Below are 23,322 nucleotides of genomic sequence, written 5' to 3'. Positions count from 1 at the left end.
AGCGCGCCGGGCGAGGCAGTCATCAGACGAGATGTTTTACGCTGATGCAACCCGGCGGGAAAGGCACGCCGCCGGCGGCCTGCGCATCTTCAAGTGGTCATTATGTCGACAAAAAAACCGATCAAGCACTACCTCCAGTTCTCCGATTTCACGTTGGAAGAGTACGAATATGTGATCGAACGCGCCCATCTGATCAAGCGCAAGTTCAAGAACTATGAAATCTACCATCCCCTGATCGACCGCACCCTGGTGATGGTCTTTGAAAAGAACTCGACCCGCACGCGCCTGTCGTTCGAAGCCGGCATGCACCAGCTGGGCGGCGCCGCCATCTACCTGAACACGCGCGACTCCCAGCTGGGCCGCGGCGAGCCGGTGGAAGACGCGGGTCAGGTCATGTCGCGCATGTGCGACATCATCATGGTGCGCACCTTCGGCCAGGAAATCATCGAGCGTTTCGCCGCCAATTCGCGCGTGCCGGTGATCAATGGCCTGACCAATGAACACCACCCGTGCCAGGTCTTTGCCGACATCTTTACCTACATCGAACACCGCGGCTCGATCGCTGGCAAGGTCGTCGCCTGGATCGGCGACGCCAACAACATGCTGTACTCGTGGCTGCAGGCGGCCGAGGTGTTCGGCTTCCACGTCAACGTGTCGACGCCGAAGGGCTACGACATCGACCTGTCGCAAGTCAAGACCGAGCGCTACACCTTCTTCGCCAACCCGTCCGACGCCTGCGAAGGCGCGCACCTGGTCAACACGGACGTGTGGACCAGCATGGGCTACGAAGCGGAAAACGCGGCCCGCATCGCCGCCTTCGACGGCTGGATCGTCGATGGCGCGAAGATGGCCCGCGCCGCGCCCGACGCGCTGTTCATGCACTGCCTGCCCGCCCACCGCGGCGAGGAAGTGGCCGCCGAAGTGATCGACGGCCCGCAATCGGTGGTGTGGGACGAAGCGGAAAACCGTTTGCACGTGCAAAAAGCGCTGATCGAATACCTGTTACTGGGTAAAATCAACTAATTCGCCAGGCACTGCATACACTCTGGCAGCATCGCAATACATACATCGACAACGACAACTGGAAGCAATATGAGCGACATTAAAAAAGTAGTCCTGGCCTATTCCGGCGGACTCGACACCTCCGTCATCCTGAAATGGCTGCAAGATAACTACCAGTGCGAAATCGTCACCTTCACGGCCGACCTGGGCCAGGGCGAAGAACTGGAACCGGCACGCGCCAAGGCCATCAAGTTCGGCATCAAGCCGGAAAACATCCATATCGAAGATGTCCGCGAAGAATTCGTGCGCGATTTCGTCTTCCCGATGTTCCGCGCCAATACCGTGTATGAAGGCGAATACCTGCTGGGCACCTCGATCGCCCGTCCACTGATCGCCAAGCGCCTGATCGAAATCGCCAACGCCACCGGCGCCGACGCCATCTCGCACGGCGCGACCGGCAAGGGCAACGACCAGGTGCGTTTCGAGCTGGGCGCCTACGCGCTGAAGCCAGGCGTGAAAATCATCGCTCCATGGCGCGAGTGGGATCTGCTGTCGCGCGAAAAACTGCTGAAGTACGCGGAAGACGCCGGCATCGAAATCGACATGAAGCACAAGAACGGCGGCGCGCCGTACTCGATGGACGCCAACTTGCTGCACATCAGCTTTGAAGGCCGCCACCTGGAAAACCCGAGCGCCGAAGCGGAAGAAACCATGTGGCGCTGGACCGTCAGCCCTGAAAAGGCCCCGGACGAAGCGGAATACCTGGACATCGAATACGAAAAAGGCGACATCGTCGCCATCAACGGCGTGCGCATGTCGCCTGCCACCGTGCTGGCCGAACTGAACAAGGTTGGCGGCAAGCATGGCGTGGGTCGCCTGGACCTGGTGGAAAACCGCTACGTCGGCATGAAATCGCGCGGCTGCTATGAAACCCCGGGCGGCACTATCATGCTGAAAGCCCACCGCGCCATCGAATCGATCACCCTGGACCGCGAAGTGGCCCACCTGAAAGATGACCTGATGCCGCGCTACGCATCGATGATCTACAACGGCTACTGGTGGGCGCCTGAGCGCGTTGCCCTGCAAACCCTGATCGACCACACGCAGGAAACCGTGAACGGCTGGGTACGCATCAAGCTGTACAAAGGCAATGTCATCGTCGTCTCGCGCGATTCGAAGACGGATTCGCTGTTCGACATGAACATCGCCACCTTCGACGAAGACGGCGGCGCCTACAACCAGGCCGATGCAGGCGGCTTCATCAAGCTGAACGCCTTGCGCATGCGCATCGCCGCCATCGCCCGCGAAAAGCGCGGCCAGAAGTAATTAGTTGCCGGGAGGCACTGCCTCCCGCAGCTGCCTGAGCCGCCCACGGGCGGCTTTTTTGCGTCTGGAGCGCACTCTGCCGCAAATTACGCCCCGCCACGTCCCGAGATCGCCCCCATTTTGCTGTCCGCATGGCAAAATGCTACAGTGCAATTGTGCTGACCTTCCCGCTTCCGGAGCCCTCCCATGTTCAAAGACCTGAGTATCAAGAATAAACTGTACCTGGGCTTCGGCTCCATCGTGGCCATCATCCTGATCCTGCTGGGCGTGGCCTACAACAGCTTTTCGCGCCTGTCGGCAGCCAATGCATGGGACCGCCACACGATGGAAGTGCTGGTCGAGATCGACAGGATTCACAATTCCATCCTGCAAATCCAGGTGGAAGCACGCGGTTTCATCCTCACAGGCAACGAAGCCTCGCTGAACCCTGGAACGGACGAGATGGCGGTGCTGAGCCAGCACACGCAAAAAGCCATCGCCATGACGGTCGACAACAAGGTACAGTCGGAACGCTTCCGCAAGATCGACCAGCTGACCACCACCTGGGTCAAGGAGTGGATCAATCCCCTGATCGAGAAGCGCCGCGCGCTGGGCAACGCGCCGGGCGCCACGGAAGCGGTGGCGCGCACCATGCCGCCGACCGGCTATCCGGCCGTCGCGCAAGCGAACAAGCTGCTTGACGAAGTCGCTGCCGAAGAATCCCGCTTGCTGGTCGAACGCACGGCCACCACGACAAAATTGCAGGAAACCATGCTGCTGACCCTGGCGCTGGGCGGCCTGCTGTGCGTGGTGCTGGCGCTGGGCATTTCCTACCTGCTGGGCCGTTCCATCCTCGGCCCGCTGAACAGCCTGACGGACGCCGTCGGACGCATCGCCGGCGGCGAGCAGGGCGCGCGCGCCGCCATCATCTCGCGCGACGAGCTGGGCAAGGTGACGGAAGAATTCAACCGCATGGCGCAAACCATCCAGGACAACCAGGCTAACGAACTGGCCGCAACGAATAGCTTGCGGGCCAAGGTCGATTCCCTGCTGGAAGTGGTGTCGAAGGCGGCCTCGGGCGATCTGACGGGCAAGGTCGGCATCACGGGCAATGACGCCATCGGCCAGCTGGGCAACGGCCTGGCGAAGATGTTCGAAAATCTGCGCAGCTTGCTCAACAATGTGCAAAAAGCCGGCATCCAGGTGACGACCTCGGCCACGGAAATCGCCGCCTCGGCACGCCAGCAGGAAGCCACGGGCATCGAACAGGCGCAAACCAGCGTGGAAATTCTCAGCACCACCAAGGAAATCTCGGCCAACACGAGCCAGTTGCTGAAAACCATGGAAGACGCCACCGCCGTGGCCGACTACACGACGAATGCGACGGCCGAAGCACAAAACAACCTCAAGCGCATGGACTCGACCATGCAGCACATGGTCTCGGCGACCGATTCCATCAATGCCAAGCTGGCCGCCCTGTCGGAAAAAGCCAGCAATATCAATAGCGTACTGATCACCATCACCAAGGTGGCCGACCAGACCAACATCCTGTCGCTGAACGCCGCCATCGAGGCGGAAAAAGCGGGCGAAGCGGGCCGCGGCTTTTCCGTGGTGGCGACGGAAATCCGCCGCCTGGCCGACCAGACGTCCGTCTCCACTTGGGATATCGAGCAAATGCTCAAGGAAATGCAGTCGGCCGTTTCGGCCAGCGTGATGGGCATGGATAAATTCTCGGAAGAAATTCGCCGCAGCGTGGGCGAGGTGCGCCAAGTGGCGGAACAATTGTCGTCCGTGATGGACCAGGTGCAGAAACTCACGCCGCAATTCGATGCCGTTCTGCAAGGCATGCAATCGCAGGCCATCGGCGCCTCGCAGATTTCCGATACCATGATGCAGCTCAACGATGCCACGCAGCAGACGGTGGAATCGCTGAAAGCCACCAGCGAAGCGGTGCACCAGTTGCAATATGCGGCGGGCGACCTGCAGTCGAGCGTATCGACCTTCGCCGTCACCATCTGATCCCATGAAAGTACTGCTCTTTCACATCGGACGCGACCGCTATGGCCTGCCCCTGGCCGGCATCGTGCGCGTCTTGCCGCTGCTGGAGCTGAAACAGTTGCCGCTCACGCCAGACTACGTGGCCGGCCTGATGGACTTGCACGGCACGCCCGTGCCCGTGATCGACCTGTCGCGCCTGGCCGGGCTGCCTGCCGCCGCCGCGCAGTTCGACACGCGCATCGTCATCGTCGACTACCGCGCGCCCGGCGGCGCCACGCATGCGCTGGGCTTGCTGGCCTCGCAGGTGCGCGGCATCGCCGACATCGATGCGGAAAAGCTCGACGACAGCGGCGTGACGACGGCGCCCTTCCTGGGCCAGGTGGCCAGCGACGCCGACGGCATCGTGCAACTGGTGGAACTCGAGCACCTGCTGCCGCCCGACGTGCGCGCGCTGCTGTTTCAAGACGCGGGCGCGGCATGACGGCACAAGCCCTGCTGCGCCGCGCGACCGGCCTGTCCGTCTCCAAAGCCGTGGCCGAACGGGCCGTCGGCCAGCGCATGGAGCAAACGGGCTTCAGCGATAGCGAAGCCTACCTGCAGGCGCTCACGCCGGCCGAAATGACGCAATTGATCGAGCTGGTGGTGGTGCCGGAATCGTGGCTGTTCCGCGACCCGCAGGCGTTCTACGCCACCGTCGAACTGGTGCAGGAACGCTGGGCACGGGGGCGCGCCACGCGCATCCTGTCGATTCCCTGCGCGGGCGGCGAGGAACCGTATTCGATGGCCATGGCGCTGCGCGACGGCGGCGTGCCGAAACAGGCGTTCAGCATCGACGCGTATGACCTGAGTCCCGGCTGCATCGAGCGTGCGCAAGCCGGCGTGTATGGCCGCAATGCCTTCCGCGCGCAGGACGTGGCCTTCCGCGACCGCTATTTCACGCACGTGGCCGACGACGCCTACCGCATCATCGACTCCCTGCGCGAACAGGTGACCTTCAGGCAGGGCAATCTGCTGCAGTTCGATACCGCCACCTACAGCCGCCATTACGACGTCATCTTCTGCCGCAACCTCTTGATTTACTTCGACAAGCCGACCACGCGCGCGGCCATCCACAACCTGTCCGCCCTGCTGGCCGACGACGGCATGCTGCTGGCCGGCTATGCGGAAGTGCCGTCGTTCTGCCAGAACGGCTTTGCGACGCTGCAGTTCCGCCAGGCCTTCGCCCTGAAAAAGGGAACGGCGGCGCCGGCCAGCCCCGCGCAAGTGGCGCCGCTGCCGGCCTTGCGTACCCTGCGCAGCGTGCCGCCCGCGCCAAGGCGCGCCGCCGCAGCCGCCCCTGCTGCCGCGACAGCGCCGCGCACGCGCCCCGTGTCCGTGCCATCGCCGGCGCCGGCCGCGCAAGCCGCGCAGGCCGATTTGCTGGCCGAGGCGCGCCTGCTGGCCGACCGTGGCCAGCTGCGCGAGGCCGGCGAAAAATGCCACGCCCACCTGGCCAGAGTGCCCGAGGCGGCGGAAGCGTATTTCATGCTGGGCATCATCAATGAACTGGCCGGCAAGATGGACCTGGCCGACGATTACTGGCGCCGCTGCATCTACCTGCAGCCCGACCATTACGAAGCGCTGTGCCACCTGTCCCTGCTGGCCGAACGCAATGGCAACCACACGGCCGCCGCCACCCTGAAGGCGCGTGCGGCGCGCATCTACCAGCGCCGCCAGGCGTCCAACTAAGGGGCAAGCATGACCAACCTCATCGCCACCGAGTCCCCCGCCGCCATCGACGACTGCTGGAACCATATCGGCGTGGTCGGCGACCAGAGCTGCCCCAAGCTACCGGCCAACGTGCATTGCCGCAACTGCGACGTGTATGCGGGCGCCGCCCAGCGCAACCTGCAGCGGCCCGTGGATGAACACTACCAGCGCGACTGGGCCAGCCACTTCCGCCAGATCGATGCGGGCGGCGAAGTACGCGACAGCTCGGTGCTGGTGTTTCGCATCGGCCGCGAATGGCTGGCGCTGCCCACGCGCGTGTTCGACTCCGTGGCGCCGCAGGCCAAGCCGCACGTGCTGCCGCACCGCGGCGGGCGCGGCCTGGCGGGCATCGTCAATATCGGCGGCAAGCTGTATCCATGCATGTCGCTGGCCAGTTTGCTGGGTATCGACGAACAGGGCGCGCCGCCGGCCAAGGGCCGCCACACGTTCGCGCGCCTGCTGCTGATGCGCTGGGAAGAGCAGGCCTACGCCCTGCCCGTGGCCGACCTGCACGGCATCGTGCGCTATGCATCAAGCACCGTGCAGGCGCCGGCGGCCACCATCAACAAGGGCCTGTCGCGCTATCTGTCCTGTGTCATCACCGAAGGCGACATGCGCATCGGCTGCCTCGACACGGCGCTGATCGGCTTTCAACTTGCGAGACTATTACGATGAGCCAGGACCAGCACGGCGACCTGAGTGCCTTTTCCATGCTGGACCTGTTCCGCATGGAGGCGGACAGCCAGACCCAGATTCTCACCGACGGCTTGCTGGCGATGGAGCGCCATGCGGGCGACGCGGCCGCCGTCGAAGCGATGATGCGCGCGGCGCACTCGATCAAGGGCGCGGCCGCCATCGTCGGCCTGCAGGTGGTGGTGCAGCTGGCGCACGGCATGGAAGACAGCTTTGTCGCCGCCCAGCATGGCCGACTGAAGCTCACGCCGGAGCGGGTCGACGTGCTGCTCTCGGGCGTCGACCTGATCGTGCAGCTGTCGCGCCTGGACGACGCGGGCGCCGAAGCATGGCTGGCCGCGAATGCGGCGCAGATCGACCAGACCCTGAACGCCATCGCCGGCATCGCCGAGCTGCCCGAATTGCCGGCCCTGCCCTCGGCGCCTGCGCCCATGCCGGCGCCGGCAGCGGCCACACCACAGGCTCCCGTGGCCAGCGGCCTGGCGGTAGAGGAGCCGGAAGCGGCCGCGCCTGCGCCGCGCACGGGGGCCGCACCAGCCAAGGCCCCGGCGCAAAACTTCGACAAATTGCTGTCGCTGGCCAGCGAATCGCGCATCAACGCGCACCAGATGCACCCGTTCATCGGCGCGCTGCAGCGCTTCAAACGCAACCAGAGCAGCCTGTTTTCCGCCATCGAGCACCTGCACGAAGCCATTGCCCGCGCGGGCGACGCGGGCCTGATGGAAAAGTCGCTGCTGGCGCTGCAAAAGACGCAGCCCCTGAAGCAGTTCATGCTCGAGCACATCGCTGACATCGAAACCTATGAACGGCGCCTGCTGGCCGTCTCCCAAGGCATGGTCGACGAAGTGCTGGCCCTGCGCATGCGCCCCTTCCGCGACGGCATCCATGCATTTCCCCGCATGGTGCGCGACCTGGCGCGCAGCCTGGGCAAGGAAGTGCAGCTGGAGATCGAGGGCGAAGACACCCTGGTCGACCGCGACATCCTGGCGAAGATCGAAAGCCCGCTGAACCACATGCTGAGGAATGCCATCGACCATGGCATGGAAGGCCCGTACGAGCGCATCGACGCGGGCAAGGAAGCGCTGGGCACGATACGCATGGAGGCGCGCCACCGCGCCGGCATGCTGAGCATCGAAATCAGCGACGACGGCCGTGGCGTCGACCTGGAAAAAATCCGCCAGTCCGTCATCGAGCGCAAGATGGCCAGCCCCGTCATGGCCGCTGCGCTGTCGCCGGGCGAGCTGCTGGAATTCTTGTTCCTGCCTGCCTTCAGCCTGAAGGAAAAGGCGAACCAATTGTCCGGCCGCGGCGTGGGCCTCGACATCGTACACGAGACGATACGCCAGCAAAACGGCACGGTGCGCCTGGAATCGGAGCCGGGCCGGGGTTTCCGCGCCCTCATCACCCTGCCGCTGACGCAATCGATCGTGCGCGCGCTGGTGATCGATATCCAGGGTGAAGCCTACGCCATCCCCATCGTCAAGGTGGAAAGCGTGGTGCGCGTGCCGCAAGCGGCCATCCATACCCTGGAAAACAAGCAGTTCTTCGAACTCAAGGGCGAGCATCTGGGCCTGGTCTCGGCGGCGCAGGTGCTGGAACTGGGCGAAGCGGCGAACCAGGCCGAGGACTTGCCGGTGGTGGTGATCGGGCGCGGCAAGCAAAGCTATGCCCTGGTGGTCGACGCCATCCGCGGCGAGCAAAGCCTGGCGGTGCAAGCCATCGATCCGATTTTCGGCAAGATGCGCGACATTTCCGCCGCCGCCCTGCTCGACGACGGCGAACCGGTGCTGATCCTCGACGTGCCCGATTTGCTGCTGTCGATCGACAAGCTGCTGCACGAAGGCGGCCTGCACCAGCTGGCGCAGGCGGGCCACGCGCAGCAGCGCCGCGCCAAGCGTATCCTCGTCGTCGACGATTCGCTGACGGTGCGCGAAATGGAGCGCAAGCTGCTGCTGGCGCGCGGCTTCGAGGTCGACGTGGCCATCGACGGCATCGACGGCTGGAACGTGGTGCGCAGCGGCGAGTACGACCTCGTGATCACCGACGTCGACATGCCGCGCATGGATGGCATCGAACTGGTATCGCTGATCAAGAAGGACCTGCACCTGCACAAGCTGCCGGTGATGATCGTCTCGTACAAGGACCGTCCGGAAGACCGCGCGCGCGGCCTGTCCGCCGGCGCCGACTATTATCTGACCAAAGGCAGCTTCCACGACGAGACCTTGCTCGACGCGGTGGCCGACCTGATAGGAGATGCCCGCTTATGAGTTGTACTTCATGAAAATTGCCATTGCCAACGATGTCGCCATGGCCGCCGAGGCCCTGCGCCGCGTGGTGGCCAGCACGCAGGAACACCAGGTGCTGTGGATCGCCCGCACGGGGCTCGAAGCCGTGCGCATGTGCGAAGGCAACCGCCCCGACCTGATCCTGATGGACCTGAACATGCCGGAGATGGATGGCGTCGAGGCGACGCGCCTGATCATGGAGCAAAGCCCGTGCGCCATCCTGGTGGTCACGGGCCGCCCGCAAGACAATGTCAACCAGGTCTTCCGCGCACTGGGCGCGGGCGCGCTCGACGTCACGGCCACCCCCGTGCTGCAGGGACAAGTGGGCGGCGACAGCGAGCTGCTGGCCAAGATCAAGACCATCGGCAAGCTGATACGCCACAGCGCAGAACCTCCGCCGCCGCGCCAGGCGAACGGCAATGGCGGCGAACGGGGCGATGGCCAGGTATCGACCCTGGTGGCCATCGGCGCCTCGACGGGTGGCCCTTCGGCCGTGGCCAGGGTGCTGTCCGGCTGGACGGCGCCGCCCGGCTGCGCCATCGTGGTGGTGCAGCACATCGATGAAACCTTTGCCTCGCACTTCGCCAAATGGCTCGATGACCAGCTCAGCATGCCTGTGCGCGTGATTGCCGAAGGCGACGAACTGGTGTCCGGCACGGTACTGATCGCCAAGACCAATGATCACCTGCTGCTAGATCAAAATTATCGTTTGGGTTACGATGCAGCACCACGCGAGTATGTTTACCGTCCTTCCGTCGATGTATTCTTCAACTGCGTGGCGGAGCACTGGCGCGGCGACGCCATCGGTGTATTGCTCACAGGCATGGGGCGCGACGGCGGCGATGGCTTGCTGGCCATGCGTCGCGCCGGCAAGACGACCATCGCGCAAGACCAGGCCAGCAGCGCCGTGTACGGCATGCCGCGCGCGGCGGCCGAACTCGATGCGGCGCAGCACATCCTGCCATTGGATAGAATTGGCGCCAGCCTGCGCAGCCGCCTGGGCGCCAAACTCAACAATGGGTGGGAGCCCTCCCCTAACATCTGAAAAGAATGCAATGCCAGAATTTTCCTCCAGCTTCATCCAGCAAGAACCCGCATTGACCGAATTCAAGGTCAGCGTCCTGCTGGTGGACGACCAGTTGATTATTGCTGAGGCAATCCGGCGCATGCTGAGCGATCAGCAGGATATCGAGTTTCACTATATGACCGACGCCACCCAGGCGCTGGACACGGCGCTGCGTTTGCAACCGACCGTCATCCTGCAGGATCTGGTGATGCCGGGCATCGACGGCTTCGCCTTGATCAAGCTGTACCGCGAAAACGAGGCGCTGGCGCATGTGCCGGTGATCGTGATGTCGGCCAAGGATGACCCGAAGCTGAAGGCGCACAGCTTTGCCGTCGGCGCCAACGATTACGTGGTGAAACTGCCAGACCGCCTGGAGTTGCTGGCGCGCATACGCTATCACTCGGCGGCCCACATCAGCCGCTTGCAGCGCGACCAGGCTTTTCGTTTCCTGCGAGAAAGTCAAAAAAACCTGGCCGACGCGAATATCGAGCTGCAGAAACTGGCCGCCCTCGATGGCTTGACGGGCATCGCCAACCGCCGCCGCTTCGATGAAACCCTGCAATTCGAATGGCAGCGTGGCCAGCGCGACAAAACACCGCTGAGCTTGCTGTTCTGCGATATCGACCATTTTAAAAGCTATAACGATCACTTTGGCCACCTGGCGGGCGACCTGGGCCTGAAAAAAGTCGCCGCCGTGCTGACGGAACATTTGAAACGCCCGGCCGACCTGGCCGCCCGTTACGGCGGCGAAGAATTCGCCTTGATCCTGCCGGAAACGAATCCGGCCGGCGCGCTGCTGATCGCCGAAGCGTGCCGGCGCCATCTGGAAGGCTTGCAGATCGAGAATCCGGCGGCAAGCACGGGCATCGTCACCATCTCGATCGGCGTGGCCACTATCGTGCCTTCGCCGGACTCGACGGTCGAGCAATTGATCAACCGCGCCGACCAGGCCCTGTACGCGGCCAAGCGCGGCGGACGCAACAGCGTGTTGAGCGCCGCTGACGTCCAGGACTGATTTTTAACAGCAAGGAAAGTGAAGCATGAGCACACAACTGGACAATGTCAGCGTCGTCAAGAAGTCGAATATTTACTTTGACGGCAAATGCATCTCGCATAACGTCATCCTGGCCGATGGCACGAAGAAAAGCGTGGGCGTGATTTTCGCGTCATCGTTGCGCTTCAATACGGGCGCGCCGGAAATCATGGAAATCGTCAGCGGCCTGTGCAAGGTGCGCCTGGCCGACGCGACAGAATGGAACAGCTATGCCGCGGGCACGCAATTCAAGGTGCCGGGCAATAGCTATTTTGATATTGAAACGGTCGAAACCGTCGACTACGTCTGCCACTTCGGCTAATCCACGCAGAAAAAACGTCCATGGCTGCGTTGCACTGCCTTGCCCTGAGCATTTTTCCAAGCGCGGATTGACTATTTAGATAAACACAGGCTCGGGCGACAGGCGCACGCCATATTTCGCCTCTACATCATCCTGTATCGCTGCCGCCAGCCGGGTAATGTCCGCGCCACGAGCGCCGCCATTATTCACCAGAACCAGAGCCTGCTTGGGATACACTCCCGCGGGCCCCAGGTTTTTCCCCTTCCAGCCGCACTGATCGATCAGCCAGCCGGCCGCCAGCTTTTCCGTGCCATCGGGCTGCGCATGGTGCACGAGGGTCGGGAAACGTTCCAGCAAAGCAAGACATTGCTCGCGCGACACCACCGGATTCTTGAAGAAGCTACCCGCATTGCCGATCACGGCCGGATCGGGCAATTTTCTCCGGCGGATCGCCATCACCGTCTCGGCTACCTGTTGTGCTGTCGGCTCGGCAAGATTGCGCTCGGCCACGGCCTGCGCCAGTTCCGCATAGCGCAAGTTCGGCTGCCACTCGGCCGGCAAGGCAAACGTGACTTCCAGCACGATCAGCTCGCGCCCGTCCGCCTGCTTGAAGATGCTGTCGCGGTAAGCGAAGCGGCAAGCATCGCGGTCCATGTCGAAGACGATGCCGCTGGCGCTGTGCATGACGCTCACGCTATGCAGATAATCCTTGATTTCAACGCCATACGCGCCAATATTCTGGATAGGCGCCGCGCCTACCGTGCCGGGAATCAGGGACAGGTTTTCCAGCCCGCCCACGCCTTGCGCCAGGGTCCATTGCACGAAATCGTGCCAGTTTTCGCCGGCCGCGGCCGTGACGAGTACCGTCTCGAAATCCGCCTGCGCCAGGCGCATGCCGCGCGTAGCCATGTGCAACACGGCGCCGGGAAAGTCGCCCGTCAGCACGATGTTGCTGCCGCCGCCCAGTATCAGGCGCGGCATGGCGGACAGGGCGGGATCTTGCAGCGCGGCGTGCAATTCGGCCTGCGAGGTGATGCGTACGTAGGCGGCCGCGTTGGCCGTGATGCCGAAGGTATTCAGGCGCTGGAGGGAGTAATTGTGTTCGATGGTGAGCTCTGCAGACATGGGATAGGGAAATTTTGCTCGATTATAGAGCGAAAGCGACAAAAAACCACCTCAGGACAAGGGCGACTTGCCCGTTGTCCGTTAAAATGTCGCATCTTTAACAGGGCCGTCCCATGGCGCAGAATCAGCCGCCAAGGCCCAGCGCGCCGAGCGTGCGCTCGCTTTAACAAGAAAAGGAACAGACCATGCCGTCATTTGATGTAGTCTCCGAAGCCGATATGATCGAAGTCAAGAATGCAGTCGAGCAATCCAACAAGGAAATCACGACCCGCTTCGACTTCAAGGGCAGCGACGCCCGCGTCGAGCACAAGGAAAACGAATTGACCGCGTTTGCGGACTCGGAATTCCAGCTCAGCCAGGTGCGCGACGTGCTGACCAACAAATTGACCAAACGCAAGGTCGATGTGCGCTTCCTCGACGAAGGTGACATCAAGAAGATCGGCGGCGACAAGGTCAAGCAGATCATCAAGATCAAGAATGGCATCGAATCGGATGATGCGAAGAAAATCGTGCGTGTCATCAAGGACAGCAAGATGAAGGTGCAAGCGAGCATCCAGGGCGAAGCCGTGCGCGTCACGGGCGCCAAGCGCGACGACCTGCAGGCGGCCATGGCCATGCTGCGCAAGGACGTGCCCGACATGCCGCTGGAATTTAACAATTTCCGCGATTAATTTCGATGATGCGCACGCTCCGGCCTGCGCTTGCACCGGCATGGCGGCAAGCTGCCTCGGAGCGCCTGCCCGCTTGGGGTAGAATTGAAGCTGCGCGCAGCTACATGCGCCCGCGCGCCTGACCGGCGGCGGGCTTGACCGTACATCTGGCTCAGTGATAACCACGGTAGTCTAAGGATAGCAATGAAACGTGTTGATGATTTCCGCCTGCGATTTGGCAAAAAAGAATATGTGCCCATCATGATAGGCGGAATGGGTGTGGATATTTCCACGTCGGAGCTGGCCCTGGAAGCGGCCCGGCTGAACGGTATCGGGCATATCTCCGATGCCATGGTGGAAGACGTGTCGGATCGCCGTTTCGACACCACCTTCGTCAAAGACAAGACGAAACTGTACAAGTTCAACATCAATAACAGCGACAAGGCCGTGGTGCAATTCGACCTGGGCCGTCTGGCGGAAGCGCAGCGGTTGCATATTGGCCGCACCATGGAAGCAAAAAAAGGCGATGGTTTGATCTTCGTCAATTGCATGGAAAAGCTGACCATGAATGGCCCGCGTGAAACCTTGCGCGTGCGTCTGAATGCGGCGCTGGACGCAGGCATCGACGGCATCACCCTGTCCGCCGGTTTGCACTTCGGCTCGTTCGCCCTGATGGCCGACCATCCGCGTTTCCGTGATGCCAAACTGGGCATCATCGTCTCGTCCGTACGCGCCCTGCAGATTTTCCTGCGCAAGAACGCCAAGCTCGACCGTTTGCCCGACTTTATCATCGTCGAGGGGCCATTGGCCGGCGGCCACCTTGGTTTCGGCATGGACTGGGCCAATTACGACCTGCACACGATCACGGCGGAACTGCTGGCCTACCTGAAGGCAGAACAGCTGGATATCCCACTGATCGCCGCTGGCGGCATCTTCACGGGCAGCGACGCCGTCTCCTTCCTGGAAGCGGGCGCGGCTGGCGTGCAAGTGGCGACGCGCTTTACCGTCACCAAGGAATGCGGCTTGCCAAACAAGGTCAAGCAGGAGTATTACAAGGCCTCGGAAGAAGACATCATCGTCAATGGCGTCTCGCCGACGGGCTACCCGATGCGCATGCTGAAGAACACGCCCGCCATCGGCGCCGGCATCCGCCCAGGCTGCGAATCGTATGGCTACCTGCTCGACGCGACGGGCAACTGCGCGTACATCAACTCGTACAACCGCGAAGTGGCGGCCCATCCGGAACAAAAAACCGTCGTCGTGATGGACAAGACGTGCCTGTGCACCCACATGCGCAACTTCAACTGCTGGACCTGCGGCCATTACACGTATCGCCTGAAGGACACCACGCATAAGCTGGAGAATGGCGAATACCAGATCCTGACGGCCGAACACGTCTTCAAGGATTACCAGTTCAGCGTCGACAACCAGATCGCCCTGCCGGAAAAAGAAATCCTGGTGGCAAGCTGAATCTTGCCAGCCTGAAATGAAAATGGCGCAGCCTGCGAAGGCTGCGCCATTTTTTTATGCGGGGAGCATGTCCCGCAAGGCCCGTTCGATCACATTAAAGCTGGGCCGCTGCAATGCTTCTTCCTGCAGGCAAGCGTCCATCATGACTTGCAGGGCCGGCAAAGGCGTCGCACAATGCGCGATCAGTTCGCCCAGCAGCACGCCAAAGGCACGCGCCTCTATGCCCTGCAGCAAGTCCCCGCGCGGCGAGCCCGGCACAAACATGGACGCCGCGCCAAAGTCGCCCAGCAGGGAGGTACCAGCGTCCGCATGCAGGATATTGTGTGCATACAAGTCGCCATGCACGATGCCGCGCGCGTGCAGCTGGCACACGGCCGAAGCGATGCCATGGGCAATGGCCAGCGCTTGCGGAGGGGTAAAGCGCGCGTCATCGGCATACACGTCGCGCGTGCACGATTCCAGGCTCGGCGGTCCCGCCAGGTTGCGAAAGGCCGCGTCGATGAGCGGCATGACGAGTCCCATTGCCCCTTGCGGATGCGCATCGAGCGTCCCGAGGATGGGAATCAGGCCCGGGTGCGCACCGGCGCCGACGCAGGCGGCCATTTCACTGCGCGGCAAGCCGTCGCTGGTCATCGCCCCCTTGAACACTTTGACGGCGACATCATCCGCGCCATCCAGACAGGCACGGTAAATCACCCCCGATGCGCCCTCGCCCAGCTGCTGCGCCAATGCCAGGCGCTGCCATGCCACGCCTGCCGCAGCCGTACCGGCCAAGGCCGCCAGTTCCCGCGCTTCCGTGCAGGGATTGCCCGCATACGCGAGCCAGCTCAGGCGTGGCAGGGACAGCAGGCAGTCGGGCAGCGCCGTAAAACGGTTGGCGGCGATACGTACCAGTTCCAGACGGCAGCAGTTCGTCAACGAAGCGGGCAAACTGTCCAGGCAATTTCCCGCCAACATGAGTTTCTGCAGCTCACTGCACTTGCCCAGTTCGTCCGGCAAGGCTTCGATGGCATTGTCGGTCAGGGTCAGCCAGCGCAGCCTGGCTGGCAAGGCGGCAGCAGGCACGTGGCGGATCCGGTTCGCCTTGAAACCGATCATGCTCAGTTCTTCGCAGCTCCCCAGCACGACAGGCAAGGTGGTGAACAGGTTGTCCGAGCAAAAAATGATGCGCAGCTTGTGCAAGCGCGGCAGATCGTCGGGTAAAGTGGACAGCGCGTTGCCCGAGAGGTCGAGGATTTCCAGGCTGTCGGCCAGGTCGAAGATTTCGCGGGGGAAGTCCGTCAAGCCGCAGGATAGCTTCAGGCGGCGCAGACCGGCCAGTTGGCCAGCCCGTAATTGCTCCAGTGTATGCACAGCAGACAAGACATCCCTTTCAAAAACCCGGCAATCGCTGGTGCAGTTAAAACCAGCGGACGTAAAAAAACCCCAACCGGATCACCGGAAGGGGTTTTTTCGAATAACAAGCCTGACGATAACCTACTTTCACACTGGTTGCAGCACTATCATCGGCGCAAAGTTGTTTCACGGTCCTGTTCGGGATGGGAAGGGGTGGGACCAACTTGCTATGGTCATCAGGCATAACTTGTACTGGCGTTTGTCTCCTGTGGGACGACAAAGCCTGAATCTGGAAGAAGCAAAGATTAGGGTAATGAATAGTTGTATCAACACACACGCAACGTTGTACCGTCTTATCCTCTGTACCTGCTAAGGTTATAGGGACAAGCCGTACGGGCAATTAGTACTGGTTAGCTTAATGCATTACTGCACTTCCACACCCAGCCTATCAACGTCCTGGTCTCGAACGACCCTTCAAAGAGCTCAAGGCTCTGGGAAATCTCATCTCAAGGCAAGTTTCCCGCTTAGATGCTTTCAGCGGTTATCTCTTCCGAACTTAGCTACCCGGCAATGCCACTGGCGTGACAACCGGTACACCAGAGGTTCGTCCACTCCGGTCCTCTCGTACTAGGAGCAGCCCCCTTCAAATTTCCAACGCCCACGGCAGATAGGGACCAAACTGTCTCACGACGTTTTAAACCCAGCTCACGTACCACTTTAAATGGCGAACAGCCATACCCTTGGGACCGGCTACAGCCCCAGGATGTGATGAGCCGACATCGAGGTGCCAAACTCCCCCGTCGATATGAACTCTTGGGAGGAATCAGCCTGTTATCCCCAGAGTACCTTTTATCCGTTGAGCGATGGCCCTTCCATACAGAACCACCGGATCACTATGTCCTACTTTCGTACCTGCTCGACTTGTCAGTCTCGCAGTTAAGCACGCTTATGCCATTGCACTATCAACACGATGTCCGACCGTATCTAGCGTACCTTCGAACTCCTCCGTTACACTTTAGGAGGAGACCGCCCCAGTCAAACTGCCTACCATGCACTGTCCCCGATCCGGATAACGGACCAAGGTTAGAACCTCAAACAAACCAGGGTGGTATTTCAAGGTTGGCTCCACGAGAACTAGCGTCCCCGCTTCAAAGCCTCCCACCTATCCTACACAGATTGGTTCAAAGTCCAATGCAAAGCTACAGTAAAGGTTCATGGGGTCTTTCCGTCTAGCCGCGGGTAGATTGCATCATCACAAACATTTCAACTTCGCTGAGTCTCGGGAGGAGACAGTGTGGCCATCGTTACGCCATTCGTGCAGGTCGGAACTTACCCGACAAGGAATTTCGCTACCTTAGGACCGTTATAGTTACGGCCGCCGTTTACTGGGACTTCAATCAAGAGCTTGCACCCCATCATTTAATCTTCCAGCACCGGGCAGGCGTCACACCCTATACGTCCACTTTCGTGTTTGCAGAGTGCTGTGTTTTTATTAAACAGTCGCAGCCACCAGTTTATTGCAACCCTTTCACCCTCATGGAGTAAACCAATCAAGCTACCGGGGCGTACCTTTTCCCGAAGTTACGGTACCAATTTGCCGAGTTCCTTCTCCCGAGTTCTCTCAAGCGCCTTAGAATACTCATCTCGCCCACCTGTGTCGGTTTGCGGTACGGTCTCGTATGACTGAAGCTTAGAGGCTTTTCTTGGAACCACTTCCGATTGCTTCGTGAACAAGTTCACTCGTCTCAACCCCTTGAATTGCGCACCCGGATTTGCCTAAGTGCCTTCTATGAGCCAAAAACCAACTATTCCAACAGTTGGACAACCTTCCGCGATCCGTCCCCCCATCGCATCATACGACGGTGCAGGAATATTAACCTGCTTCCCATCAGCTACGCATCTCTGCCTCGCCTTAGGGGCCGACTCACCCTGCTCCGATGAACGTTGAACAGGAAACCTTGGGCTTACGGCGTGGAGGCTTTTCACCCCCATTATCGCTACTCATGTCAGCATTCGCACTTCTGATACCTCCAGCATCCTTTACAAGACACCTTCGCAGGCTTACAGAACGCTCTCCTACCATATATATCTGTGATAAATCACAGAACAATATCCGCAGCTTCGGTGACTGGCTTAGCCCCGTTACATCTTCCGCGCAGGACGACTCGATCAGTGAGCTATTACGCTTTCTTTAAATGATGGCTGCTTCTAAGCCAACATCCTGACTGTTTTAGCCTTCCCACTTCGTTTTCCACTTAGCCAATCTTTGGGACCTTAGCTGGCGGTCTGGGTTGTTTCCCTCTTGACGCCGGACGTTAGCACCCGACGTCTGTCTCCCAAGCTCGCACTCATCGGTATTCGGAGTTTGCAATGGTTTGGTAAGTCGCAATGACCCCCTAGCCATAACAGTGCTCTACCCCCGATGGTGATACTTGAGGCACTACCTAAATAGTTTTCGGAGAGAACCAGCTATTTCCAAGTTTGTTTAGCCTTTCACCCCTACCCACAGCTCATCCCCTAATTTTTCAACATTAGTGGGTTCGGACCTCCAGGGCGTGTTACCGCACCTTCATCCTGGCCATGAGTAGATCACTTGGTTTCGGGTCTACACCCAGCGACTGATCGCCCTATTCGGACTCGATTTCTCTACGGCTTCCCTATGCGGTTAACCTTGCCACTGAATGTAAGTCGCTGACCCATTATACAAAAGGTACGCAGTCACGGAACAAGTCCGCTCCTACTGTTTGTATGCACACGGTTTCAGGATCTATTTCACTCCCCTTCCGGGGTTCTTTTCGCCTTTCCCTCACGGTACTGGTTCACTATCGGTCGATTACGAGTATTTAGCCTTGGAGGATGGTCCCCCCATATTCAGACAGGATGTCACGTGTCCCGCCCTACTTGTCGTACGCTTAGTACCACCGGTCCGATTTCACATACGGGGCTATCACCCACTATGGCTCCTATTTCCAGAGGATTCTGTTATCGGTCCGACTATCACGTACAGGCTCTTCCCATTTCGCTCGCCGCTACTTTGGGAATCTCGGTTGATTTCTTTTCCTGCAGCTACTTAGATGTTTCAGTTCGCCGCGTTCGCCTTGCATACCTATGTATTCAGTATGCAATACCCTAAAAGGGTGGGTTGCCCCATTCGGAAATCTGCGGATCAAAGTGTGTTTGCTCACTCCCCGCAGCTTATCGCAAGCTACTACGTCCTTCATCGCCTGTAATCGCCAAGGCATCCACCATGTGCACTTATTCGCTTGTCCCTATAACGTTAGCCTCTGATTACCGAAGTCATCAAAGAGCGCTACAGGGATAAGAAAGTACAACGTTGTTGCTTGTTTGTTGATACATACAATCATTACCCATCGATTTACCTTTTACGGCAAACCGATCAATAAATAATCTTTACTTCTTCCAGATTGTTAAAGAACGAAACAGCTTTGATCGCTAAAAGATCAAACCTAAACCTAACCGGCTTACGTTTGCACTTTCGAGTAAAACGTGGTGGAGGATGACGGGATCGAACCGACGACCCCCTGCTTGCAAAGCAGGTGCTCTCCCAGCTGAGCTAATCCCCCTGGGGTATTACATACTGGTAGGTCTGGCTGGACTAGTGTCCACCTTACCCCCGGGTCTGTTTTTACTGGTAGGGCTGGTTGGACTCGAACCAACGACCCCCGCGTTATCAACACGGTGCTCTAACCAGCTGAGCTACAGCCCCAACGCGGAACTACTACGACTACTGTTTCTTCTCTTACTAACAGCCGATAAGTGTGAACATTTGATGCGTGAATCATTACTGATTCGTGCAAACTCTAGAAAGGAGGTGATCCAGCCGCACCTTCCGATACGGCTACCTTGTTACGACTTCACCCCAGTCACGAATCCTACCGTGGTAAGCGCCCTCCTTACGGTTAAGCTACCTACTTCTGGTAAAACCCGCTCCCATGGTGTGACGGGCGGTGTGTACAAGACCCGGGAACGTATTCACCGCGACATGCTGATCCGCGATTACTAGCGATTCCAACTTCATGCAGTCGAGTTGCAGACTACAATCCGGACTACGATACACTTTCTGCGATTAGCTCCCCCTCGCGGGTTGGCGGCGCTCTGTATGTACCATTGTATGACGTGTGAAGCCCTACCCATAAGGGCCATGAGGACTTGACGTCATCCCCACCTTCCTCCGGTTTGTCACCGGCAGTCTCATTAGAGTGCCCTTTCGTAGCAACTAATGACAAGGGTTGCGCTCGTTGCGGGACTTAACCCAACATCTCACGACACGAGCTGACGACAGCCATGCAGCACCTGTGTACTGGTTCTCTTTCGAGCACTCCCCAATCTCTCGAGGATTCCAGCCATGTCAAGGGTAGGTAAGGTTTTTCGCGTTGCATCGAATTAATCCACATCATCCACCGCTTGTGCGGGTCCCCGTCAATTCCTTTGAGTTTTAATCTTGCGACCGTACTCCCCAGGCGGTCTACTTCACGCGTTAGCTGCGTTACCAAGTCAATTAAGACCCGACAACTAGTAGACATCGTTTAGGGCGTGGACTACCAGGGTATCTAATCCTGTTTGCTCCCCACGCTTTCGTGCATGAGCGTCAATCTTGACCCAGGGGGCTGCCTTCGCCATCGGTGTTCCTCCACATATCTACGCATTTCACTGCTACACGTGGAATTCTACCCCCCTCTGCCAGATTCTAGCCTTGCAGTCTCCAATGCAATTCCCAGGTTGAGCCCGGGGATTTCACATCAGACTTACAAAACCGCCTGCGCACGCTTTACGCCCAGTAATTCCGATTAACGCTTGCACCCTACGTATTACCGCGGCTGCTGGCACGTAGTTAGCCGGTGCTTATTCTTCAGGTACCGTCATTAGCAAAAGATATTAGCTTTCACCGTTTCTTCCCTGACAAAAGAGCTTTACAACCCGAAGGCCTTCTTCACTCACGCGGCATTGCTGGATCAGGCTTTCGCCCATTGTCCAAAATTCCCCACTGCTGCCTCCCGTAGGAGTCTGGACCGTGTCTCAGTTCCAGTGTGGCTGGTCGTCCTCTCAGACCAGCTACTGATCGATGCCTTGGTAGGCTTTTACCCTACCAACTAGCTAATCAGATATCGGCCGCTCCACGAGCATGAGGTCTTGCGATCCCCCACTTTCATCCTTAGATCGTATGCGGTATTAGCGTAACTTTCGCTACGTTATCCCCCACTCTAGGGTACGTTCCGATATATTACTCACCCGTTCGCCACTCGCCACCAGAGCAAGCTCCGTGCTGCCGTTCGACTTGCATGTGTAAGGCATGCCGCCAGCGTTCAATCTGAGCCAGGATCAAACTCTTCAGTTTAATCTCTGTTTAATGTCATTTCTGACAGGTCGGACAGTATCACTACCATCCAAATCTTTTGCATTGCAAAAGATTTGCTCACTCAAAAAACTGACAGGCTACTTCCGAAGAAGTATCCTATTTCATTATTTCTTGTGAACATTTGATATTTTAAGTTTTACAGCGATCCGAAGATCACTGCTGCACTTACATCAAATGCCCACACTTATCGACTGTTAATTGTTAAAGAACTGCATTCGGTTACTGCTTTCGCGCTATCGACAAAGCGTTGTGTTTGTCAGCCGCGAAGAAGGAAGAGTATGAAGCATTTCGCTACGTCCGTCAACTCCTTCTTTTTTCTCACTTTACGCTGCATTTGCATGCGTCGTTCAGCGAGGGGGCGAATTATAGCCTTGCCCCGCACGCCCCGCAAGCGCTATTTTTCCACCCTCACCGCCCAGCAAGCATAGTCTTCACTTCAAGCGCCTTTTTGTGCAGCCTGTCGCAATCGGCTGGCGTAGTTCGTGGTCTTTAGGCACAGTGGCAACATCAGACTCTGACGCTACTCAACAAGGGGTTAAACTTGCCCGCTGCGTCGATTAACTCTTGTACTTGAAAGTGCCCTCATGCTTCCGATTTCCAGCCTGCCCCAATTGTTGAAAACCATCCTCGCTTGGTTGCAACGGGCATTCGACGCGACGACGACCTGGGTTACCCAACTGTCCTGGTGGAAATTCTTCCTGTTCGCTGCACTGGCACTGATCGCCGGCTCCATTTTGCAAGATGAGCTGTTCTCGTCCAGCCCGGACGAGGAAGTGGTCATCAAGTCGCATAAACGCAGCAGCAAGGGCTCGGGTGAAACCAATATCCTGATCGACGATACGGGCATTCACTTCAATCCCCGCAACAGCAAGAACCGCCGTAGCAGCTCGGCCGATCCAGCCGATGCGGCCGAGGCAGACGCACAAGCCGGTGCCGTGCCGCCCGAACCGCCTGAACCACCGGCGGCCCCTGCCAAACCCAGCTATCCAGTAACGACGAATGCCTCGGGCGAAGAAGTCCATATTGAATTGCCGCCGCAAATCGGCGAAGAGCTGTCGAATGCTATTGAAGAAGCGGTCGATGATGCGGCAGAACAAAAAGTGTCGCGCTATCACCAGCAGGCATCGACCTGGTTCAAGAGCTTTGTGTCCTTGCTGGTATTGGCCCTGTTTGCCATGAAAGCCCTGGTTGGCGGCAAGAAACGTGCGGAAGCGGAAACTGTCACGGCAAACGAGGCCGCCGAGCGCGAATCCATGCAGCGCCAGCTCAGCGAGGCGAAGATGCAGATGATGCAGGCGCAAGTCGAGCCGCACTTCCTGTTCAACACACTGGCCTCCGTCGAACACCTGATCCAGGTCGATCCGCCGCGCGCGGCCAAGATGCAGCGCAGCCTGATCCAGTATCTGCGCGCCGTGCTGCCGCAAATGCGCGACAACGCCCTGATTACCAACCTGGGCCGCGAAGCGGATATGGTGCAAGCGTACTTGAACCTGCTGAAAATGCGCATGGAAGAACGCCTGACCGTCGATTTCCAGATTCCAGACGGCCTGCGCAGCGCCGCCTTCCCGCCCATGATGCTGCAATCGATGGTAGAGAATGCCATCAAACACGGACTGGAAGTCAAACCGGAAGGCGGCACCCTGCGCATCGTGGCAGAAGTGGCGCACAGCAAGCTGCGCGTCACGGTGACCGATGACGGCCTCGGCTTTGGCGTGGTACCCAGCGATGGCACGGGACTCGGTTTGCCCACCATCCGTGAGCGCCTGAAGCTGCTGCATGGCGACCAGGGCAGCCTGACCATTACGCCTAATCAACCGTCCGGCGTATGCGCCGTGATCGAAGTGCCATATCAATTGTCCAAATAAGACAGAGTAGTTGATAAAAACGCTAAATCATTGAATAATCAATCTTCGCCTGTTCACACTTGAGACCT

Annotated in this window: 15 protein-coding genes, 2 tRNA genes and 3 rRNA genes; 13 read left to right on the top strand and 7 right to left on the bottom strand. The window is 59.2% G+C overall.

All coding sequences use genetic code 11. The features are described 5' to 3' along the window. The first annotated feature begins 102 nt into the window (after nt 1–102). The 10 genes from argF to ppnP all read left to right on the top strand — a co-directional run bounded on the left by argF (nt 103) and on the right by ppnP (nt 11,453). Nucleotides 103–1,023, top strand: coding sequence for an ornithine carbamoyltransferase (gene argF, locus U0004_RS08840; protein ID WP_034785055.1), 921 nt, complete (start codon nt 103–105; stop codon nt 1,021–1,023). Between the two features lie 69 nt (nt 1,024–1,092). Continuing rightward, on the top strand, nt 1,093–2,328 hold the full coding sequence (locus U0004_RS08835) for an argininosuccinate synthase (protein ID WP_034759383.1): 1,236 nt from the start codon (nt 1,093–1,095) through the stop codon (nt 2,326–2,328). Nucleotides 2,329–2,514: 186 nt separating this feature from the next. Continuing rightward, entirely contained in the window at nt 2,515–4,326 is a 1,812-nt protein-coding gene (locus tag U0004_RS08830) for a methyl-accepting chemotaxis protein (protein ID WP_070259686.1), read from the top strand. A gap of 4 nt (nt 4,327–4,330) precedes the next feature. After that, complete coding sequence (locus U0004_RS08825) at nt 4,331–4,786, top strand: chemotaxis protein CheW (RefSeq protein ID WP_070259684.1); 456 nt, start codon at nt 4,331–4,333, stop codon at nt 4,784–4,786. After that, nucleotides 4,783–6,033 carry a CheR family methyltransferase gene (locus U0004_RS08820; protein WP_070259681.1) on the top strand — a complete coding sequence of 417 codons (1,251 nt, stop codon included), beginning with the start codon at nt 4,783–4,785 and terminating at the stop codon, nt 6,031–6,033. Before U0004_RS08825 ends, U0004_RS08820 begins: the two co-directional genes overlap by 4 nt. 9 nt (nt 6,034–6,042) lie before the next feature. After that, the gene (locus U0004_RS08815; protein ID WP_070259679.1) at nt 6,043–6,729 is read left to right on the top strand and encodes a chemotaxis protein CheW; all 687 of its coding nucleotides are present in this window, start codon (nt 6,043–6,045) and stop codon (nt 6,727–6,729) included. Then, nucleotides 6,726–9,014, top strand: coding sequence for a hybrid sensor histidine kinase/response regulator (locus U0004_RS08810; protein ID WP_070259677.1), 2,289 nt, complete (start codon nt 6,726–6,728; stop codon nt 9,012–9,014). The genes U0004_RS08815 and U0004_RS08810 overlap by 4 nt, the downstream gene beginning before the upstream one ends. Before the next feature lie 10 nt (nt 9,015–9,024). Further along, entirely contained in the window at nt 9,025–10,077 is a 1,053-nt protein-coding gene (gene cheB, locus U0004_RS08805; protein WP_070259761.1) for a chemotaxis-specific protein-glutamate methyltransferase CheB, read from the top strand. A 10-nt stretch (nt 10,078–10,087) separates the two neighbouring features. Next, nucleotides 10,088–11,113, top strand: coding sequence for a diguanylate cyclase (locus U0004_RS08800; protein WP_052140376.1), 1,026 nt, complete (start codon nt 10,088–10,090; stop codon nt 11,111–11,113). A 25-nt stretch (nt 11,114–11,138) separates the two neighbouring features. After that, a complete protein-coding gene (gene ppnP / locus U0004_RS08795; RefSeq protein WP_034785044.1) occupies nt 11,139–11,453 on the top strand; it encodes a pyrimidine/purine nucleoside phosphorylase in 315 nt (104 codons plus the stop codon). 75 nt (nt 11,454–11,528) lie between these two features. Here ppnP and murB read toward each other — a convergent pair whose 3' ends face one another. Then, the gene (murB, locus tag U0004_RS08790) at nt 11,529–12,557 is read right to left on the bottom strand and encodes a UDP-N-acetylmuramate dehydrogenase (RefSeq protein WP_070259675.1); all 1,029 of its coding nucleotides are present in this window, start codon (nt 12,555–12,557) and stop codon (nt 11,529–11,531) included. Between the two features lie 185 nt (nt 12,558–12,742). Between murB and U0004_RS08785 the strand changes: the two genes are divergently transcribed. Both U0004_RS08785 and U0004_RS08780 read left to right on the top strand, forming a co-directional pair. Then, a complete protein-coding gene (locus U0004_RS08785; protein ID WP_034759416.1) occupies nt 12,743–13,228 on the top strand; it encodes a YajQ family cyclic di-GMP-binding protein in 486 nt (161 codons plus the stop codon). Between the two features lie 183 nt (nt 13,229–13,411). After that, a complete protein-coding gene (locus U0004_RS08780) occupies nt 13,412–14,677 on the top strand; it encodes a nitronate monooxygenase (RefSeq protein ID WP_046682270.1) in 1,266 nt (421 codons plus the stop codon). A 54-nt stretch (nt 14,678–14,731) separates the two neighbouring features. Here the strand turns inward: U0004_RS08780 and U0004_RS08775 are convergent, their stop codons facing one another. The 6 genes from U0004_RS08775 to U0004_RS08750 all read right to left on the bottom strand — a co-directional run bounded on the left by U0004_RS08775 (nt 14,732) and on the right by U0004_RS08750 (nt 21,368). Then, entirely contained in the window at nt 14,732–16,030 is a 1,299-nt protein-coding gene (locus U0004_RS08775; protein ID WP_070259672.1) for a leucine-rich repeat-containing protein kinase family protein, read from the bottom strand. Between the two features lie 110 nt (nt 16,031–16,140). Further along, nucleotides 16,141–16,253, bottom strand: a 5S ribosomal RNA gene (gene rrf / locus U0004_RS08770). 138 nt (nt 16,254–16,391) lie between these two features. Further along, nucleotides 16,392–19,281 (bottom strand): 23S ribosomal RNA (locus U0004_RS08765). A 239-nt stretch (nt 19,282–19,520) separates the two neighbouring features. Next, nucleotides 19,521–19,596: transfer RNA gene (locus U0004_RS08760), tRNA-Ala, on the bottom strand. A gap of 66 nt (nt 19,597–19,662) precedes the next feature. Beyond that, a tRNA-Ile gene (locus U0004_RS08755) sits at nt 19,663–19,739 on the bottom strand. 98 nt (nt 19,740–19,837) lie between these two features. Next, a 16S ribosomal RNA gene (locus tag U0004_RS08750) occupies nt 19,838–21,368 on the bottom strand. Together the 16S, 23S and 5S rRNA genes with 2 tRNA genes alongside form the textbook arrangement of a ribosomal RNA operon. A gap of 605 nt (nt 21,369–21,973) precedes the next feature. Between U0004_RS08750 and U0004_RS08745 the strand changes: the two genes are divergently transcribed. Further along, a complete protein-coding gene (locus tag U0004_RS08745) occupies nt 21,974–23,254 on the top strand; it encodes a sensor histidine kinase (RefSeq protein WP_070253895.1) in 1,281 nt (426 codons plus the stop codon). The last annotated feature ends 68 nt before the right edge of the window (nt 23,255–23,322 follow it).

This window comes from Janthinobacterium lividum, assembly GCF_034424625.1.
GTDB classification, from domain to species: domain Bacteria; phylum Pseudomonadota; class Gammaproteobacteria; order Burkholderiales; family Burkholderiaceae_D; genus Janthinobacterium; species Janthinobacterium lividum.
This window is presented reverse-complemented; position numbering and strand designations above follow the sequence as displayed.

Coding starts and splice junctions, on each gene's coding strand:
- ppnP (WP_034785044.1), top strand. CDS start 11,139: ATGAGCACACAACTGGACAATGTCAGCGTCGTCAAGAAGTCGAATATT.
- U0004_RS08820 (WP_070259681.1), top strand. CDS start 4,783: ATGACGGCACAAGCCCTGCTGCGCCGCGCGACCGGCCTGTCCGTCTCC.
- U0004_RS08800 (WP_052140376.1), top strand. CDS start 10,088: ATGCCAGAATTTTCCTCCAGCTTCATCCAGCAAGAACCCGCATTGACC.
- U0004_RS08815 (WP_070259679.1), top strand. CDS start 6,043: ATGACCAACCTCATCGCCACCGAGTCCCCCGCCGCCATCGACGACTGC.
- U0004_RS08785 (WP_034759416.1), top strand. CDS start 12,743: ATGCCGTCATTTGATGTAGTCTCCGAAGCCGATATGATCGAAGTCAAG.
- U0004_RS08825 (WP_070259684.1), top strand. CDS start 4,331: ATGAAAGTACTGCTCTTTCACATCGGACGCGACCGCTATGGCCTGCCC.
- U0004_RS08810 (WP_070259677.1), top strand. CDS start 6,726: ATGAGCCAGGACCAGCACGGCGACCTGAGTGCCTTTTCCATGCTGGAC.
- U0004_RS08745 (WP_070253895.1), top strand. CDS start 21,974: ATGCTTCCGATTTCCAGCCTGCCCCAATTGTTGAAAACCATCCTCGCT.
- U0004_RS08780 (WP_046682270.1), top strand. CDS start 13,412: ATGAAACGTGTTGATGATTTCCGCCTGCGATTTGGCAAAAAAGAATAT.
- murB (WP_070259675.1), bottom strand. CDS start 12,557: ATGTCTGCAGAGCTCACCATCGAACACAATTACTCCCTCCAGCGCCTG.
- U0004_RS08830 (WP_070259686.1), top strand. CDS start 2,515: ATGTTCAAAGACCTGAGTATCAAGAATAAACTGTACCTGGGCTTCGGC.
- U0004_RS08835 (WP_034759383.1), top strand. CDS start 1,093: ATGAGCGACATTAAAAAAGTAGTCCTGGCCTATTCCGGCGGACTCGAC.
- argF (WP_034785055.1), top strand. CDS start 103: ATGTCGACAAAAAAACCGATCAAGCACTACCTCCAGTTCTCCGATTTC.
- cheB (WP_070259761.1), top strand. CDS start 9,025: ATGAAAATTGCCATTGCCAACGATGTCGCCATGGCCGCCGAGGCCCTG.